Origin of the sequence: Vibrio neptunius (assembly GCF_000967495.1) — a bacterium.
GTDB lineage: Bacteria > Pseudomonadota > Gammaproteobacteria > Enterobacterales > Vibrionaceae > Vibrio > Vibrio neptunius.
Genome location: NZ_JXXU01000047.1, coordinates 129,298 through 145,909 on the forward strand (window position 1 = coordinate 129,298; position 16,612 = coordinate 145,909).

Consider the following 16,612-nt stretch of genomic DNA (forward strand, 5'->3'; position numbering starts at 1 on the left):
CCCATCATGGTTGCTTGGCTCAAAGGAGCTGGTGAAGCTTTAATTTACCCCTCTTTTCAGAATCTTAAAGGCAAAATGAACTTAAATTATTCGTGGTGTTCAAAAGGTACAGATTTTCACTTTTTATATTAATTTCAAGGGATTGAGATGAGCCTTATTCGGATAATTCTATTAATACCGCTGTTTATTGTTGGCGCCGCCAAAGCATCTTCCACCAGCCATGTTATCGAGCGACCAGATGGCTCTTCATTAACTTACTACCTCGCCAGAACGGCGCAAAATCCGAGTGATACCCTGTTGGTCATCATGCAGGGTTCTGACTGCAATAGCGTCTCCCATAGCACGACGATTAACGATCTGTTTTCTCAAACGCTGCCAGAGGCTGATTTACTCACGGTAGAGAAATATGGGCTAAACCGAGCGATCAGATGGAATCCCGATGGCGATAGCCCCGATTGCCCGACAGCCTACATTCAAAAGGACTCACCGACACAGCGCGCGGCAGACTACCGACAAGTGCTCAAAAAGCTCGAGAGTAATTATGAGCACATTATTGTGCTTGGCGGGAGTGAAGGGGCCGTGGTTGCCGCCATGGTAGCGTCACAAGTTCCATCGGTTGATACCTTAGTGTCTCTGAACGCTGGTGGACGCTTCTTCGTCGATGATGTTCTCTACAATATGGAGCAAACCATGCCACCGGAAGCCTTGCTGGAAGCAAAGAATGGTTTCTTGGGTTTTCAGCAGGCCGTGGTGAGCGCTGAAACGATGGACATCAATATGAGCTCCCATGGGTTTGTTTGGTGGAAAGAGATGCTGACGTTAGACCAAAGGTCGATACTGGAACGCGTTAGTGCCGACACGCTGATTTTGCAATCAGAGCGAGACATTAACGTTTCACCTGAGCAGTCAATACGACAAGCAGAACAGCTGATGCAGTCACGTTCGAACGTGTCGTTTATGCTACTCGCTGGTTTGGATCACGCCTTTAAAAACCAGCGAGGAGAAAGTGAGACATCAAGCGTTATCAAACAGATTCAAGCATGGCTGGAGTAAATCTAGCTAGCACAGTGCAATGACATACCATCAAGGGGCGTGATACTCTGCGCCTTAATACCTTTTTATTCAAGGAGATAAGGTTGTTCGATTTGCTCAAGAAAGTGGTTTTGATTAATCTCACTGCGGCGCTTGCTGTGGTAGTACTAGCCCAGTTTGTTCCTTTTTTTGCGACCACTCAGTTGGTCGATTTTCTGTTCTTTGTTGTCATCGTAATATGGATCTTAGCCAAACTGATGTGGGAAGGGGGGATCCACAGCAAGACGACGCGGCTAGATGATGCCAAAACCGATAAAGTCTACAAAATGGTTCAAGGGCATGATTTCGAGAAAGATCAACGTGAGCATTATCGTGCCAACTATCAAACCGGTTTGGTGTTGTTTGTCGCTGGTCTACCGGCCTTGGTCGCTTGTCTCGTCCTTCAGTGGCTATAAGCCTCAGCTCAACGATAGCGTCAACCACGTTTATGATGCTCTGTGTATTCGGTTTGCTTTGATTGTAGTGCCTGCGGCACAATGGCACCGATGAGTTAACCGCGTGACTCACCATTCAACGCGGTGTTTGGCACTCAAGCTGATGTAAAATCTTGACACTGTTCTTTATGGTTTCTGCGCTTTCGCCTGTCATATAAGTGGTGGTAATGGCGCCTTCTTTTAGTAAACAGATGGCATTGAGCAACTCTTCTGAACCCTCACTTAACTTACTTTGTATCAATTGGCGCACTTCCGCTTTGTGGAAACGACAATAGCGCGATATCTCACTGTTCGCGTTATGGAACTCAGCTGAAGTATTAATAAAGAAACACCCATTGAATTTGCTTAATTCTGGCTCTTCACTGTTAAACCAGCTTTCTAAAGACGCAAACAGGGTGTCGATTAATTCGCGGTTGTTGGCCGTATTTTCAAGCTTCGACTTTAGCCATTGCATAAAGGTTCGGTGCCTCCTCTCCAATGCCTTAAGTATTAACTCTTCTTTGCTGCTGAAGTGGCTGTATAACGTCTTTTTCGCCACACCAGAAACCTTAATAACTTCATTGACCCCAATGGAATGAATGCCGTGTTGGTAAAACAGCTCTAACGCTGTGCTTAATAGTAAGTCTCGCTTCTTGCTCATAAAGACGCCTCAAAATCTAACCGATGTATATTGACAGGGGTAGACCGATCTGTCTACCATAAAAAAGTAGACAAGTCGGTCTACTTTTGTGAGGTATTTATGAATCAGTATGTATCGGCATTAATTGCCGGTGTTGGAGCAGCGGTTACTCTTGGTCTTCTTTTGATGGCGCAAACTAATATGGAAAGTACAGTGTTGGTGATGGCGCCATTTGGAGCGACAGCTGTCCTTGTGTTTGGATTGCCACAGAGTCCGCTTGCTCAACCGAAAAATGTCATTTTTGGTCATTTGATCACTGCAAGTATTGGTATCCTGTTCTTTCAGTATATGGGGAGTTCTCCAGTCAGTTTAGCGATGGCAACAGGGCTCGGTATCACCTGCATGTTAATCTCTAAAACGACCCATCCGCCAGCAGGAGCCAACCCACTTTTAATTATGTTGGCAGGTCATGGCTGGTCATTTTTAGTGACACCTGTTTTGGTTGGTACCGTCGTGATAGTTTTGATGGGCAAGGGACTGCAAAAAATTCAACAATACCCCTTTAAACCCTAACCAAGCCTTGGCGTGATCACTTACGTTTGGTATCGACGTGTTAAATAGGCGTTAAATATTGCGGCGCAGATGGTTGGATAGATGAATAGTCAGAGAGCTGATGTTTTGCATATAAAAAAGCGATGAAACATAGTAAATTACCCAGTCTTTTATATGAATTCAGTGTTAGCAAGGATAAATGAAATAATGAGCTTACCTAAAAATGATGGCCTCACCGTCGGTTTTAAAAGCAATAAACAGGCAAGGTGGTACCTTAAGTTAGCGTTTGCCATTTTGTTACTGCCGCTTGTTGTGATGGCTTTTTGCCACTTGTTTTTTCCAGTGAAGTTTCATCTGTATGCGTTTGCTAATGAGGTGAATGTGCCGATGCTGTACGCCATCAACGGTCTGTCTGCAGTTCTCGGGCTCTTAATACTGAAAGAAAAAGTTTGGGCGGCGGCTTTGGTACTTTTCCTTATTGGTGCGAAAGCCATCGCTTTTTATGCCCTCGAAGGCCAGACAACAAGTGGACTTGCAATCGCGCAATTCTTGTTGTTAATCAATGCGTTTAGAGCGACTAGCTTTTTACAAACGAATCCAGAAGCAGAAGTTTCTAGGGCTATCTAGACAACCTGTCTAGCGAATCAAATTCGATGAAAAGCACATTCTTCCTTACCTTATCATAGTGGCTATTAATTAATATTTATCAGTAAGTTAATGTCAAACTATGATAGATGAATGTGCTTGTATTGTTAACAATAGCGATTCGAGTAACATCCATCTATTACAATGTTCAAATTAGGTTCTGCAAATGAAAAATATAATCAAGGTATCTCTGTTTTTAGCCAGCGTTTGCTTATCAACGAGTGCGATATCTGAGACTAAGTCTGCGGGTCAGTGGACAACACCTTCTAAAGTGGTTTCTGTTCAAATTCACGATAACTCAATATTTGCGATTACCACTGAGACTACTGATAACACCTCAGCGGGATGTGCGAGTTCAAACGGATATTATTGGTGGCCTTCTACCGACCACCTATCCAAAGAAATATACTCATCAGCGTTGGCAGCCTATGCAGCGGGAAAGAGAGTATCAGTCGTCTACGCCGATGAATGTAACTTGAAGTCAAAAAGGTTGACTCATTTGATCGTGAAGGATTGATGGAACAACCCTTCAAAGAACAGGCCACCAACACGTTATAATTTGGCTTTGCTATGGTCGGGTTTTCGTTCTAGGTGGTAATTTGTGCACAGCGTTGGTATATCCGACGCTGTATGTTGGTTTCAATGTTTTAGATTGGTGGTATTTAATGAGTGTAATACATAAAGGGTCATGCCTTTGCGGTGAAGTCAGGTTTGAAGTTGACGGTGAATTTGAAAGTTTTTTCATGTGCCACTGTCAATACTGCCGTAAAGATACGGGTTCAGCGCATGCTTCTAACTTGTTTTCGTCTAGCGCCGTCCTAACGTGGATATCAGGCGAAAACCACATCAAGACCTACAGTTTGCCATCAACAAGGCATGTGAAGAGCTTTTGTTCGAATTGTGGCTCTGCGCTACCAACGGTGCAAATGGAGGGGGCGTTTATCGCGGTACCTGCGGGGAGTATGGACACAAAAGTCTCCAACAAGCCAAACGCTCACATATTTGTTGCTAGCAAGGCAGAGTGGGACCAAGACTTAGACAAGGTTCCGATGATAGAAGGGTTACCAGGTTAAACTCAGAAATCTTCCACCGTTGGCTGTGACAACGAATAACTTGACACAATGACAACAGGCTTACATTATGTAAGCCTGTTGTCATTATTGTCGAGGTTAGCATGAAAAAAGTTGTTCATTTAGCGGTTTATGATGGTATTTCTGACTGGGAATACGGTTATGTTGTGGCACATCTCAACTCTCCTGAGTTTCAAAAACATCCCCAGACTTACGAAATCAAAACCGTAGGCCGAACCGTAGAACCGATCAAAACCAAAGGCGGCATCACCCTATTGCCTGATATGGTGCTTAACGAGCTGAACTATGACCAAAGTGCAATGCTGATCTTGGCGGGATCCGAGAGTGCTGCCACTGGAGGAATCGATGACTTCGTCCACAAGGCAAAAAGCTTTGTCGAGCATGGCATCTGTGTTGCTGCTATCTGTGGGGCGACGGCGGCCTTAGCCAAAAGTGGGTTGTTAGACGATGTGGCACATACCAGTAATGCCAAAGAGTTTTTAGCCATGACAGGTTATGCTGGAAGCCAACACTATGTTGAAACCCCGGCCGTTTCAAGCGAATACATCATTACTGCCAGTGGTATTGAGCCAGTGGCTTTTGCCGTAGAAATATTCCGTAAGCTTGAAATCTATTCAGACGACATGCTGAATGCTTGGATAAAGCTGTTTGGAGAAAAAGATCTGGCTGGCTTTTATGAGTTGATGGAGTCCAACGCCCAATGAGCGAAGCCAAACAGCACCTTAGTACACTGGCTCTGTCAGTATTTTCTTTACATGGTCACTTTCTATCAATTGCTGAAAGTATTGCCACTCAGGCTGGGCTTACCGCTACTCGCTGGCAGGTGCTGGGGGCCGTTGGCGACTCTGCGTTGACACAAGCCGAGATTGCGCGACAAATGGGCATAACGCGCCAAAGTGTGCAAAGAACCAGCAAGCAGCTTATTGACGAGGGGTTACTCGAAACATTGGCCAACCCGTCGCATCGAAAAGCCATGCTCCTTCAGCCAACACAAGAAGGATATAAAGCGTTAGCCAAGCTGACACCGTTTCATAGCGCTTATGCGCAACAGCTCGTGGATGAATTAGGAGAAGATAAGCTGGCTAAAATGGCACAAGTCGCGTCTGAGCTGTCGGCAGCCATGGATAAGCTAAAAACCCTTTAGCTAGGGTGGGAAAATCACAGCAGGTGGTTGTCAGTATCGCTATCAAAACAAAAAGACGTCCGATGATGTCTTTTTCGTTTCTAGACGCACTCACAGCGACAGAGTGCGAGCAACGTATAAGCTTTTGGTGCCTGTCCCTAAGTGACCGTGTTTAACACCTTCGTAAGGTATATCAATACAATTAATTGGTATATCTATTAATAATTAAGATATTTAAAGTATGACTAAGTGGATTGCTATTTTATTAGTTGTGATTGTATTCCCCATCGCAATGTTTTTGTCATTTACCGAAATACTGTTTTATTTGAAATACAACATCTCTATCGAGTGTGACCCTGATAATTACTTAACTGACATTGTCACGAGGACACTAGCAATATCCATCATTGGATACACTGTGTCCATTATTATAACGGTGTTTATTACTGTTAAAATTAGACAATCAAACACAATAAAGTAATCGGCTTGTTTCGTTCTTCACTATGACAACTAGCGCTGTTGAACACATCAATTTGAGCCTCAATGACGCAATAACTTATCGCCCATCAGTCTGTGACCGGCATTTTAGCGCGATATCCAAACCCTACAGCAAACTCTTGATAATTAATGTCCCAGCATTCTTAAAAAAACAATCACATTTCAGACGCTTGGAAATAAAACGCTAATTGATGGCTCAGAGCTTACATTAACGGCAAGGAAGCAACACACATTGACATAGTCGTATGTGCCACAAGAACTCGTCAGGAAAGTGTTCAACAGAGGGCAAAAGAGCCTTGGCTTCTTATACCCACATCCCCAACCATGTACTAAATAGCGCAAAAATAACGTGGTTATTAGACCAAAGAATACACATTGAAGAGTCGTTTCGATATTTGAAATATCCGGCTCATGGATTTGCACTATGTCACAATCCGACGCATTACCATCAACTAATCAACATGGTAGAACTCATAATATTCATGAAATTTATATCATTCACTTCATTTATTTGTTTTGTTGGATTTATTTTATTGGTGTCATGATTGGTTATGTAGTTAATTCGCATAATCACTAGCTAAGTCAAATGCAACGAACACAATCAAATGTCGAGCGATGCTAACTATATCAAGGCCTAGTAAGGAAGTGCGTGCTTATCGAAGATGCCGAACAGGTGAATCAAAATTCCACTCAGTGATAGTGGGATACCAACAGCGTAGCTCCATCTTTTGACCGAAAAATTAATGAAATGGCCTGAATTCCTTGTCTGTTTATTCGTATTGTGAATAGTTTTTATGTGTCAAAAGAATTGGAATTAATAAAAAAAGATCATTGATAATAATATCCGATATCCATACAGAGAATGATTTCCAAGGAAATTATAAGTATTTGAAATACCAATAATGAGGAGAAAGTTAAATGTCAACAACTGCGGATTATGACTCAATAGGGAAGCTATTTGGCGAATTTACTAAATCAGCAGCGCAGCGTGAGATTGAAGTTCGAACAATAATGTCAATGGTGGGAAATGTTGATGGACTGGACGTATTAGATGCGGCATGTGGTTATGGCTTCTTTGCGAATAGGTTTTATCAGATGGGGGCGAGAAAAGTCGTCGGCATCGATATTTCTGAAACCATGATTGAGTTGGCTCAAGGGTATGCAGATACCAATCAACGCGATATTACCTATCATGTACGCAATGCGGCAGAAATGGAAAAGTTAGGTGAATTCGACTTGGTCAATGCGGCGTGGCTTTTTAACTATGCGAACTCTCTTGAACAGCTTAAAGCGATGTTCAAAAACGTAGCCAATAACTTAAAGCCGGGTTGTAAACTTGTTGCGTATACAGTGGATCCTAATTTTTCTCTTGGTGAAGGTAACTTTGAGCGCTACGGGGTCAATGTCAAAACAGAGGAGGTTTGGCAGCAAGGCTATAAACACACGGCTGAGTTCGTCACGACACCACCGAGCCCATTTACATTCTTCCGCTGGAGCCAGTCCGATTATGAGCAGGCGATCAAAGAAGCGGGATTTAGCGACTTTTACTGGCAGAAGCCATTACTTCAAGAGCAAGATGTTGCTAATCGTCCTGAAGGCTTTTGGGATACCTTCCAAAGTAACTGCCTGCAGACTGGCTTAGTTTGTATTTTATAATTTGGAAATAGAGTTATGAAGTACAACGAAGATTATTACACCCCAGCACTGAGTGCAACGGCTTGTCCTGAAATGACCGATAGAGAACTCCTCGGTTATCCAGAACATTTCACCCCATTGCGTGAGTTCGTTTTTAACGAGGAAATTCGTTCACTATTAAAGGATAAAACACCGCAGCAACTGGCGGAAATCCTAGAAAGCAAAGATGCTGCCATTGATGTTCGATATTTTGCTGGTCAACAACTTTGTTACCAGGGTGACTCACGACTGGATACGTTCAATCCTGAAATGTGTGACGTCGCCGGTGGTCAGGTTTCTGTTGGGCTTGATGAGCAGCAAGTTGATCAGGTAATGGTGTGCTGTGAGCATCTCAAACTTGAGAGAATATGGATAGAGAAAGAAACCCCTCGCCATTCAATTTCTCTGCGTGATTTTCGCATCGGAAAATACCCAATTACTAACCAAGAGTACAAAGCGTTTCTTTGCGACACTGAAGAGCAACGAATCCCTAAGCATTGGTTTTTAGGCCGTTATCCGCAGGAGTGTGCTAATCACCCGGTGACGGGAATTAGTGTTGAAGATGCGGAAAGTTATATTCAATGGCTCAATCGAAAAACAGGCCGTGAGTTTCGCTTACCGACGGAATTTGAATGGGAATATGCGGCAGCAGGCCCAAACAACTATCAGTATCCCTGGGGCAATGAGTTCCTAGCTGACCACTGTAACACGGCAGAGTTTGGGGTGCTGACCACAACGCCTGTTGGCTTGTTTAGTCACGCTGCTTCCCCGTTTGGTTGTATGGACATGGCAGGCAATGTTGAAGAGTTTGTTGCTGATGACTATGCCCCATATCCGGGCGCTGACTTTATTGAAGACGATCTCGTTACCAAATTAGGTTGCCACCGAATTGCGCGTGGTGGCAGTTTTTCACGCTTTAGAGACTTAACTAGAAATACCCGCCGCCACGGAGCCTTTCCAAGGGATATCTACGTGATGGGATTTAGATTGGCAGAGGATGCATAACAATGAATACGAACAAACTTGAAGTAAAAACGTCAGTGCTTATCCCTATGGGAAGTGAAAACAAGAAAGGTCTTTTCCATTCGTTCTCAGGCGAAAAGTGGAATGAAGAACACTTTGCGGTGGTATTTGGTGAGTTAGCCACAGACACAGTGCCAGTCATTCGGATTCACTCTGAATGTTTGACTGGTGATGTTTTTGCGTCACAACGTTGTGATTGTGGACCCCAACTTAATGAAGCGGTAGAAAAGATCAGCCAAGAGGGCGGTGTATTACTCTATCTTCGTCAAGAAGGGCGAGGTATTGGGCTTTACTCAAAGTTTGATGCTTACCGCCTCCAAGATATGGGTTTGGACACATTTGAGGCAAATACTCATCTCCAATTGCCTGAAGACGATCGTGATTTTTCCGATGCAGTAAGAATGCTGGAAGCGCTCAATGTTTCTCAGTGTCGAGTGATCACTAATAACCCTGAAAAGGTGGCAACACTCAAAGCGTTAGGGATCGACGTGATTGAGGTTATCCCTTCAGGTATCTATCTAACAGAACACAATCACAAATATCTAAAATCAAAAGCCGATAAAAAAAATCACTCCATCGCGCTGTAAACATAAGGACAATGACAATGAAACATACTTCTTCAATCAGCGGGATCGCGAGCTTTAAGGATAAATTTATCGCAACGGCGGGTTATGACAACCGTGTGATTTTGTGGAATGCACTAGACAATACACCGATTAATCAAGTGAACCATGATCATCTTGCCAATCAGTGCAGCTTTAGTGGAGATGGACAATACCTGGTGAGTTCAAGCAGTGACTATAGTGCTCGCATCTGGCAACTGCCTGACTTAAGGTTGAAAACAGTGCTTTATGGTCACACTGATGACGTAGAAATGTCGCAGTTTTCGCCAGATAGCCGTTTAGTGGCGACATGTTCTCGTGACCATACCATTCGGGTTTTTGATCTCAATGGCGAGACGCGCCAGGTTATGCGTGGACATGAAGCTGATGTTATTTCTGTAAGTTGGTCAGCCTGTGGGTCGTCTTTGATTTCAAGTAGCGATGACGGAACCATTCGTACTTGGGATGTGGACTCCGGACAACAGCTTGCTTGTATCGATTTGGGTGGCGTCGAGACCGATACCATTGCGTTAAGCCGTGACGGAAAGATTTTTGCCGGTGATGATGAAGGCCGATTAACGGTCATCGATGGCGAACAAAAAACACACATTAATGCACATAAAGCCGGTGTAAAGCGTGTGGTATGGGACGAATCAAGTCGCAAGCTCATCAGTTTGAGTTATGACCGAAGTGCGATTATTTGGCAACTGGTGGATGGGCAATTAGTACAGCAGTCGCAAACAGACTTACCAAGTATTGTCTGGCCTCGTAGCTGCGCATTCCTAGGATCTGATCGCGTAGTTTTTGTCACGTTTGGTTCAACTTATGCGATATGGAATTACGCAGACGATGAGTGGTTGACGGAGCATATCGATGACTCAACCAGCTTGAATGCCGTATCAAGTATTGAAGGTCGCCTCTACGCGATTGGAGATGCAGGGAAACTGTCCATAGACGGCAATCCAGTTCAAGAGATGGGTAGCTTGTGTAACTTCCTACAACCATTTGGTGAATACCTACTGTCTGGTGGGCAAATGGGTAAAGTTTTTGACGCAAAAACAGGCAAACTGATCCACCAGCATCACTCGCCTCTAAACTGCTGTGCAACATTTTCACGTCAAGGTGTTGAGTTCGCGGTGATAGGTACCTACACCGGAGAGGGGTTGCTATTTAATCTCGATAACAGTGGCGCGATTGCTTACTACGGGACGCTGTCCATGCACGACAATGCGATAAAAGGGTTGTCAGCCAACGGAGATACGATCTTTAGCGTATGTGCTACGGGTGCTGCGGCATACCACGACATTGAATCTTTTGAGCTTTCCAGTTATCTGCCAGAAGCGCATGAGAAAATCTCCAACGCTTGTGTGGCGTTTGGCAAACAGTATGCGAGTGTCGGACGGGATCTCAAGTTAACGCTTTGGATTGACGGAGAACCACAGCGCTATAGCAGCCCGCATATGAACTCAATAAAGTGTATCGCCAGCAGTGAAGATGAAAGATATCTCGCTACAGGCAGCTATGGGGGTAGCGTAGCGGTATTTGATACGGTTGAACGCAAATGGGCGCCTTTAACTAAACCAACAACCAGCGGTATTTCGAGCTTGATTTATTGCAATGACAAACAATCATTTGTTGCGAGTTCTTATGATGGACAAGCTTACGTTATCTAATCACTATCAGGCTGCCTCTGGCAGCCTTTCTCCCTTGATTAGAGTCATATTATTTAATTGAAATTATTCGTCTAACGAATAATAAAGATATTTTATTAGAATTTCATAAATGAAACTAATCATGTAACAATAAAATCAAATAAAGTTATCAAGGGGAGCAATATGTCGTATAACTTTTCAATGACTCTGGTGCTTTTTTCACTGATTGCTGTTATTGCTGGTGCATTAGTGCCTTTTCAGGCCGGGAGTAACGCATTTCTTGGTAAAGAGCTAGGGCATCCTTTATGGGCGACAGTGGTGTCGCTTGTTATCAGTTTGTCTGTGGTATTACCGATTTTAATCGCATTGAAAGTGCCAGCTATGAAGGTTGACACTATAGGCAGCTTACCTTGGTGGGCTTGGTTTGGTGGGGTCGCTGGTGTTATCTACATCACAGCAGCGTTAGTCCTAACACCAAAGCTAGGTGCGACAACCTTTATTGTTTGTGTCATTACTGGGCAAGTCATTATTTCACTATTTATTGATCATTTTGGCTTAATGGGCTTACCAGCAAAAGAGATGAACTTAGGCCGAATAATGGGCGTTTTACTCATTATATTAGGAATGGCACTGGTGCAGTATTTTACGCTAGAAAAGCCAACACTCTCAGCCAAGGTTGAACATAAGACACAAGAAATATCAATTGCGGAATAAAACAAGTAGGGATAACGATGAACAATCAATTTTTATCAATTTTAGAGAAAAGACGTTCTATTTATAGCTTAGGAAACAACGTTACTCTGGCTAAGGATTACATTTCAGAGCTTATCAACCATGCCGTCAAGCTGACACCCTCTGCGTTTCACTCTCAAAGTACGCGTGTGGTGGTGTTATTTGGCGATCACCATTTAAGACATTGGGCATTAGTGAAACACGAGTTAGGAAAATTGCTGACGGCAAGTGAACTCGATAGCAGTGCGTCGAAAATTGATGCTTGTTTTGCTTCTGGTTTTGGTACGGTATTGTTTTTTGAAGACACCGAGGTGATTAAAGAGCTTGAGCAAGCTTATCCTCTGTATGCAGACAACTTTGAAAAATGGTCTGAACAGGCGAATGGAATGGCGCAGTTAACGGTTTGGACGGCACTTGCTGAAGAGAATCTTGGTGCGACACTGCAGCACTACAACCCATTGATTGACACCGCAGTAGCTAATGAGTGGCAGTTACCTAAAAGCTGGAAGCTTATCGCCCAAATGCCATTTGGTACGATAGAAAACCAGCCTGACGATAAAGAGTTCATTTCTGATCTGCAACGACAGCTTGTGTTTGAATAAACTCCATACGAGCTAGGGCTGTCGGTTCTAGCTCATAAACTCACCTAGAAGACTTTACCGAATATAGGTTTGTCTAGAAATTTATATTCTGTACAATGAGTTAAGTTATCGTTGTCATCCAAATGCATAATATGAACTACCTAAGACGAGTCGATCTTAATCACTTGGTTACCTTACAGGCATTGTTGTCTGAAAAACACATTTCACGGGCAGCGGTAAGGCTGAATAAAAGCCAGCCTGCAGTGAGTCACTCGTTGGCCTATCTAAGAAAAACATTTGATGATCCTTTACTGATTAGGAAGTCTGGCAAACTTGAGCTCACGCCTAAAGCAGAGGAGCTTTTGAAACCGTTAGACGAAGCGCTCTCTCAGTTGACGACACTCTTTGAACCGCCGGAGTTTGACCCTAATCTGGCCAGTCGTACTTTCCGCGTTGCGATGTCGGACTACGGTGCGAAAGTGATCTTGCCTGAACTGTCTCGACAAATTAGAGCCATAGCCCCCAATATTAAGCTGGTTGTGACACAAGGCAGCAGAGATGCAATGATCGCTAGTGTTATTGATGGGGAAACCGATCTTGCGTTTGGCGTATTTCCTGAAATAGGTCAAGAGCTGCAAGTCGAAACGCTATTCAATGAAGAGTTTGTCTGTGTCGCCGACAGTTCAACGATACCCGAGTGTGGTTATTTAGATTTAGCCGCTTGGTTGGCGCGATCTCATCTGCTGGTGGCGTTGAGAGAAGGGACTGATAACGAAATTGAACAGTCACTCAACAAAATAGGCCACAAACGAAACATCAGTATGATCTTGCCGCACTGGAGAACAGCCGGTGAGTTAGTGGTCGGCACGGATCTTATCCTAACGGTCGCAGCCAGAGCATTGGAATCGGTCGATAGTAATCAACAGCTGACGGTTTTTCGGCCACCTTTCCACATTGACACCTTTGACTTCGATATGATTTGGCACCGTAGAAAAGCGACGGACCCGGCTCATATTTGGTTGAGAAAAATGATCAGTAGAGTACTCAACTCAACTGAAAATAAATAAAACACTCCCACTCTGGTGCTCCATCACTATTTTTATATGAAGCACCATCCTCGTCTCAAATGATCAGTCGATATTAAATTTATAAGTTAATTTAATATCACTTTCGATATTTTCTATTTTATCAAGCTGTAGAATTGGTGCGGCAGAAAGTGCTGTTATTTTACATGTAAATAATTCTATCGCATCGTGACCGAGTAATATAGGTGCTTGGTAGATGACTATTTCATTTAACATATTCGATTGAATAAACTCTGATATTAGCGTCGGCCCTGACTCGACCAAAATGTTGTGATAGTCAGTGTTTGCTAACCACTGTTTAACGTCGCTTAAACAGACCTTGTCTTCACAATGCTCAACCTTGATCACTGTAACGCCAAGGTCAGTCAGCCGCTTTTCTTTCTCTGGTTGTGCAGAGAGAGATGTGGTTAGAACCATCACTTTTCTGTCGCAGTGTTGTGTGATGACCCGTGAGTCTATTGGAAGACTCAGTTTGGAATCGAGAATAATAATGTCAGGTTGCTTGATATGCTCTGTTTCGAACCGTGCAATCAGCAATGGGTCGTCGGCAAGCATGCTATCAATGTCGGTAATAACAGCACAACTTTCTGCACGTAGCCGCATCGCATCGTGGCGGGACTTATCATTGATAAGCCCAAGTCTGTGGCCATTTTTTAATCCCACTTTACCATCTAGACTCGCGGCCACCTTGGCTACAACCCGTGGCGGTAAGCCTTGCATTCTGCGTATATAGCCTTCATTGAGTTGGAGCGCTTCTTCTTCACAACATCCTACTTCTACTGCAATTCCGGCTTCTTGTATCGCTTTTACACCTCTGCCCGCCACTTTAGGGTTGGGGTCTAGCATTGCGACAACAACCTTACTCGGTTTAGCGCTAATAAGAAGGTTACAGCAAGGAGGTGTACGCCCAAAGTGAGAGCAAGGCTCTAGAGTGACATAAATAGTGGTGCCCTCGTATTGAGCAAGGTCGCCTTTTAGCGCATTGACCTCTGCATGTGCACTTCCTGCAACTTGATGGAATCCGGTCGCGATGACTTGCTCATTCTTAACCACCACGCAACCGACTCTTGGGTTCGGGGTTGTCGACATGCAGCCTTTTCTCGCCTGCTGTAACGCCAATTGCATATATTTATTATGCATTCTAACCTTGCCTTTAATAACTTTATATAATTATCAAATGTTATCATGTTAGATAAATTTAAATAGTTAATAATTCACGAACAAGTTGACGCAGTTCAAAAGGTAATGCTTAGTGATAAATAAATATATCAATTTATTATTGTAGTGGAATAAATATATCAAGAATATAAGGGTTAGGTTTGCCATTTATTAATAAATAACACTTTATTTATTAATTTGTAAATATTGGTAATGCAAAAATAGTTGACGAAAAATATATTAGATCTTTTAACTTCTTTAAGTCCAAAGTCGGGCGGAGCTAGTGGGGGCTGTATTGAAGAAAGCGAATCAACTCAACCAGAAGCTAACGATCACATTGTGAACGTATACCTAGGGTTATTGACATTGTCTTCTTCCCCGATGATGACGATTCAGACAAGGAGGGAAAGTCGAAGAAGACCTATGGGGGGGAGGGGTTGCTAAGAAAAGTGCCTTTAGAGCCCCTTAGCCATTTACGACTAGGTGAAGTATCCGATTAACTTGCCTATTGCCTCAATTTTCACTTTTTATACACATACGCTTTATGTATTCGTGCATAGTAAGTCATTCGTCATAACAATTAAGGATGATTGCATGGTCAATTTAAGAGCGAAGGTGGTTTTTGTTAGTTCAATACTCGCTACATTAGTGGGTTGTAGCAGTAACCCGCTGGACGATAGGTATGTGGGAACCACGTATTATTTTTCAAAAGCTTCAAATCAACTAGCGTATAGCCCAGATTACCACCACCCTGACCCGTCCCGTTGTATTGAAGAAAATGAGGAGTTTAAAATCATCCTAAACTCCGCTGTATTCTGGGGTGGGGCAGATGGTCCAAAGGAAAACTTTAGCGAAGGTGAGACGAAAAAAACGTCCGACAATGAGCTTGGTTATTTCATTTCGGTCAGCGGTGGAAAGAACACACCATCGATTCAAGATTATCTGGTATACACAACGTATGGCAGAAAAAAAGGTGAGCCAGCCAACTTCATTAATTTACCCGTTTATACAGGTAAAAACGATGGCAACGAAAGCATTGTTTTTGAAGTGAAAGTACATGAGTTTGACAAAAAAAATGGACAAGAAGCATTTAAAAAGTTGAGTACTCTATCAAGGTCGCTCGTGAAACTTTCTGGCACTTCGCTTCAAAATCCAGAAGTAACAGAACTCGTCAATGATATTGGTAATATGACCGTTAACTCTATGTTCAAAGATGATATCGTGACCTCGTTCAAAATGACCTTTACGCCATGCGGCTTGTATGCAGATAACGCCAAGTCAATTTATCTTCAGAGTGGCGACATACTATTCATGAGAAGCGCAAATTCAGGTTCAACCTACATCACTCCTTTCTATCATCGTCGTCAGTTGCAGATCATGAAAGGTGAGTTGTCAGATAACGACATTCGTGAAGCCATTCATTGTATGGACACTGGTGGAGAACTTATAGGTAAAGTGAAATCTATCAATTACTCCCAGATAAGTTTCTCTATACAACAGGTCAAAAAGCAGCCATCAACAGATGTGAACCCTGATGGTGAGGCGATTGAATTACTGACCAAGGTGGACAACCAGATCAAGTCAGACATTAGCTTGCTGAGAAGTGACCTAGAAGCAAGTCAGCTCGCAATTAGCAATCTAGAAATAGGGCAGCCCAAAACGGATACAGCCCAGACTAGTAAGGTGTGTAAATTTAAAGATAACAAAAAGCAAGAGTAGAGATATTCGATAAAGATATTCGGGACACACACCAAAAAGACGTCGTTGGACGTCTTTTTGCGTTTCTAGCCGCATTCACATCTGCCGCTTAGCGACAAAAGGGCAGTCAGCTTAGGGTCTTTTGGGGATCTTTTGGTGCCTGTCCTTAAATCAATTTCTATTTTTCCAATTTTAGCGTTTGAGCTTATGGTGTCTGTCCCTAAATCATACGACGCGAAATGAACGGGGGAGGGGAACTATTTGGGAGCATACTTTTCTGCCAGATCTTTAATGACTCCTTCTTGTTGAAGTTGATCAAACGCTTCCTGAAAGCTTGCAGCCAGGCGTGGGTC

General features: G+C 43.3%; 18 protein-coding genes. 16 read left to right on the forward strand and 2 right to left on the reverse strand.

Annotation, left to right across the window (positions count from 1 at the left end):
- Positions 1 to 147: 147 nt before the first annotated feature.
- Positions 148 to 1,053, forward strand: a complete 906-nt coding sequence (locus TW84_RS17015) for an alpha/beta hydrolase (protein ID WP_045976815.1) — start codon at positions 148 to 150, stop codon at positions 1,051 to 1,053.
- Between the two features lie 83 nt (positions 1,054 to 1,136).
- A complete protein-coding gene (locus tag TW84_RS17020) occupies positions 1,137 to 1,487 on the forward strand; it encodes a hypothetical protein (RefSeq protein ID WP_045976816.1) in 351 nt (116 codons plus the stop codon).
- 115 nt (positions 1,488 to 1,602) lie between these two features.
- Here TW84_RS17020 and TW84_RS17025 read toward each other — a convergent pair whose 3' ends face one another.
- Positions 1,603 to 2,166 (reverse strand): TetR/AcrR family transcriptional regulator, encoded by a 564-nt coding sequence (locus TW84_RS17025; RefSeq protein WP_045976817.1) that lies wholly within the window; start codon positions 2,164 to 2,166, stop codon positions 1,603 to 1,605.
- Between the two features lie 99 nt (positions 2,167 to 2,265).
- On the opposite strand from TW84_RS17025, the gene TW84_RS17030 reads away from it, so the two are divergent.
- The 13 genes from TW84_RS17030 to TW84_RS17095 all read left to right on the forward strand — a co-directional run bounded on the left by TW84_RS17030 (position 2,266) and on the right by TW84_RS17095 (position 13,385).
- Entirely contained in the window at positions 2,266 to 2,718 is a 453-nt protein-coding gene (locus tag TW84_RS17030) for an HPP family protein (RefSeq protein WP_045976818.1), read from the forward strand.
- A gap of 186 nt (positions 2,719 to 2,904) precedes the next feature.
- On the forward strand, positions 2,905 to 3,324 hold the full coding sequence (locus TW84_RS17035; RefSeq protein ID WP_045976819.1) for a hypothetical protein: 420 nt from the start codon (positions 2,905 to 2,907) through the stop codon (positions 3,322 to 3,324).
- Between the two features lie 184 nt (positions 3,325 to 3,508).
- On the forward strand, positions 3,509 to 3,859 hold the full coding sequence (locus TW84_RS17040) for a hypothetical protein (RefSeq protein WP_045976820.1): 351 nt from the start codon (positions 3,509 to 3,511) through the stop codon (positions 3,857 to 3,859).
- Between the two features lie 148 nt (positions 3,860 to 4,007).
- Positions 4,008 to 4,415 (forward strand): GFA family protein, encoded by a 408-nt coding sequence (locus TW84_RS17045; RefSeq protein ID WP_045976821.1) that lies wholly within the window; start codon positions 4,008 to 4,010, stop codon positions 4,413 to 4,415.
- 101 nt (positions 4,416 to 4,516) lie between these two features.
- Positions 4,517 to 5,137 carry a DJ-1/PfpI family protein gene (locus tag TW84_RS17050; protein ID WP_045976822.1) on the forward strand — a complete coding sequence of 207 codons (621 nt, stop codon included), beginning with the start codon at positions 4,517 to 4,519 and terminating at the stop codon, positions 5,135 to 5,137.
- Positions 5,134 to 5,577, forward strand: coding sequence for a MarR family winged helix-turn-helix transcriptional regulator (locus TW84_RS17055; RefSeq protein ID WP_045976823.1), 444 nt, complete (start codon positions 5,134 to 5,136; stop codon positions 5,575 to 5,577). Before TW84_RS17050 ends, TW84_RS17055 begins: the two co-directional genes overlap by 4 nt.
- A gap of 1,395 nt (positions 5,578 to 6,972) precedes the next feature.
- Positions 6,973 to 7,710: a class I SAM-dependent methyltransferase gene (locus tag TW84_RS17065; RefSeq protein ID WP_045976825.1), complete on the forward strand. Its 738-nt coding sequence runs from the start codon at positions 6,973 to 6,975 to the stop codon at positions 7,708 to 7,710.
- A 15-nt stretch (positions 7,711 to 7,725) separates the two neighbouring features.
- Positions 7,726 to 8,733 carry a formylglycine-generating enzyme family protein gene (locus TW84_RS17070; protein ID WP_045976826.1) on the forward strand — a complete coding sequence of 336 codons (1,008 nt, stop codon included), beginning with the start codon at positions 7,726 to 7,728 and terminating at the stop codon, positions 8,731 to 8,733.
- 2 nt (positions 8,734 to 8,735) lie between these two features.
- Positions 8,736 to 9,338, forward strand: coding sequence for a GTP cyclohydrolase II (locus TW84_RS17075; protein WP_045976827.1), 603 nt, complete (start codon positions 8,736 to 8,738; stop codon positions 9,336 to 9,338).
- Between the two features lie 17 nt (positions 9,339 to 9,355).
- The gene (locus tag TW84_RS17080; RefSeq protein ID WP_045976828.1) at positions 9,356 to 11,026 is read left to right on the forward strand and encodes a WD40 repeat domain-containing protein; all 1,671 of its coding nucleotides are present in this window, start codon (positions 9,356 to 9,358) and stop codon (positions 11,024 to 11,026) included.
- A gap of 162 nt (positions 11,027 to 11,188) precedes the next feature.
- Positions 11,189 to 11,719: a DMT family transporter gene (locus TW84_RS17085; protein WP_045976829.1), complete on the forward strand. Its 531-nt coding sequence runs from the start codon at positions 11,189 to 11,191 to the stop codon at positions 11,717 to 11,719.
- Between the two features lie 17 nt (positions 11,720 to 11,736).
- On the forward strand, positions 11,737 to 12,339 hold the full coding sequence (locus tag TW84_RS17090; protein WP_045976830.1) for a nitroreductase family protein: 603 nt from the start codon (positions 11,737 to 11,739) through the stop codon (positions 12,337 to 12,339).
- 131 nt (positions 12,340 to 12,470) lie between these two features.
- Positions 12,471 to 13,385: a LysR family transcriptional regulator gene (locus TW84_RS17095; RefSeq protein WP_045976831.1), complete on the forward strand. Its 915-nt coding sequence runs from the start codon at positions 12,471 to 12,473 to the stop codon at positions 13,383 to 13,385.
- A 63-nt stretch (positions 13,386 to 13,448) separates the two neighbouring features.
- Here the strand turns inward: TW84_RS17095 and ribD are convergent, their stop codons facing one another.
- Positions 13,449 to 14,543 carry a bifunctional diaminohydroxyphosphoribosylaminopyrimidine deaminase/5-amino-6-(5-phosphoribosylamino)uracil reductase RibD gene (gene ribD / locus TW84_RS17100; protein ID WP_045976832.1) on the reverse strand — a complete coding sequence of 365 codons (1,095 nt, stop codon included), beginning with the start codon at positions 14,541 to 14,543 and terminating at the stop codon, positions 13,449 to 13,451.
- Between the two features lie 612 nt (positions 14,544 to 15,155).
- On the opposite strand from ribD, the gene TW84_RS17105 reads away from it, so the two are divergent.
- Positions 15,156 to 16,280 carry a hypothetical protein gene (locus tag TW84_RS17105; protein ID WP_045976833.1) on the forward strand — a complete coding sequence of 375 codons (1,125 nt, stop codon included), beginning with the start codon at positions 15,156 to 15,158 and terminating at the stop codon, positions 16,278 to 16,280.
- Positions 16,281 to 16,612: the final 332 nt, after the last annotated feature.

Coding starts and splice junctions, on each gene's coding strand:
- TW84_RS17070 (WP_045976826.1), top strand. CDS start 7,726: ATGAAGTACAACGAAGATTATTACACCCCAGCACTGAGTGCAACGGCT.
- TW84_RS17080 (WP_045976828.1), top strand. CDS start 9,356: ATGAAACATACTTCTTCAATCAGCGGGATCGCGAGCTTTAAGGATAAA.
- TW84_RS17105 (WP_045976833.1), top strand. CDS start 15,156: ATGGTCAATTTAAGAGCGAAGGTGGTTTTTGTTAGTTCAATACTCGCT.
- TW84_RS17035 (WP_045976819.1), top strand. CDS start 2,905: ATGAGCTTACCTAAAAATGATGGCCTCACCGTCGGTTTTAAAAGCAAT.
- TW84_RS17045 (WP_045976821.1), top strand. CDS start 4,008: ATGAGTGTAATACATAAAGGGTCATGCCTTTGCGGTGAAGTCAGGTTT.
- TW84_RS17015 (WP_045976815.1), top strand. CDS start 148: ATGAGCCTTATTCGGATAATTCTATTAATACCGCTGTTTATTGTTGGC.
- TW84_RS17055 (WP_045976823.1), top strand. CDS start 5,134: ATGAGCGAAGCCAAACAGCACCTTAGTACACTGGCTCTGTCAGTATTT.
- TW84_RS17095 (WP_045976831.1), top strand. CDS start 12,471: ATGAACTACCTAAGACGAGTCGATCTTAATCACTTGGTTACCTTACAG.
- TW84_RS17065 (WP_045976825.1), top strand. CDS start 6,973: ATGTCAACAACTGCGGATTATGACTCAATAGGGAAGCTATTTGGCGAA.
- ribD (WP_045976832.1), bottom strand. CDS start 14,543: ATGCATAATAAATATATGCAATTGGCGTTACAGCAGGCGAGAAAAGGC.
- TW84_RS17040 (WP_045976820.1), top strand. CDS start 3,509: ATGAAAAATATAATCAAGGTATCTCTGTTTTTAGCCAGCGTTTGCTTA.
- TW84_RS17030 (WP_045976818.1), top strand. CDS start 2,266: ATGAATCAGTATGTATCGGCATTAATTGCCGGTGTTGGAGCAGCGGTT.
- TW84_RS17085 (WP_045976829.1), top strand. CDS start 11,189: ATGTCGTATAACTTTTCAATGACTCTGGTGCTTTTTTCACTGATTGCT.
- TW84_RS17025 (WP_045976817.1), bottom strand. CDS start 2,166: ATGAGCAAGAAGCGAGACTTACTATTAAGCACAGCGTTAGAGCTGTTT.
- TW84_RS17075 (WP_045976827.1), top strand. CDS start 8,736: ATGAATACGAACAAACTTGAAGTAAAAACGTCAGTGCTTATCCCTATG.
- TW84_RS17050 (WP_045976822.1), top strand. CDS start 4,517: ATGAAAAAAGTTGTTCATTTAGCGGTTTATGATGGTATTTCTGACTGG.
- TW84_RS17090 (WP_045976830.1), top strand. CDS start 11,737: ATGAACAATCAATTTTTATCAATTTTAGAGAAAAGACGTTCTATTTAT.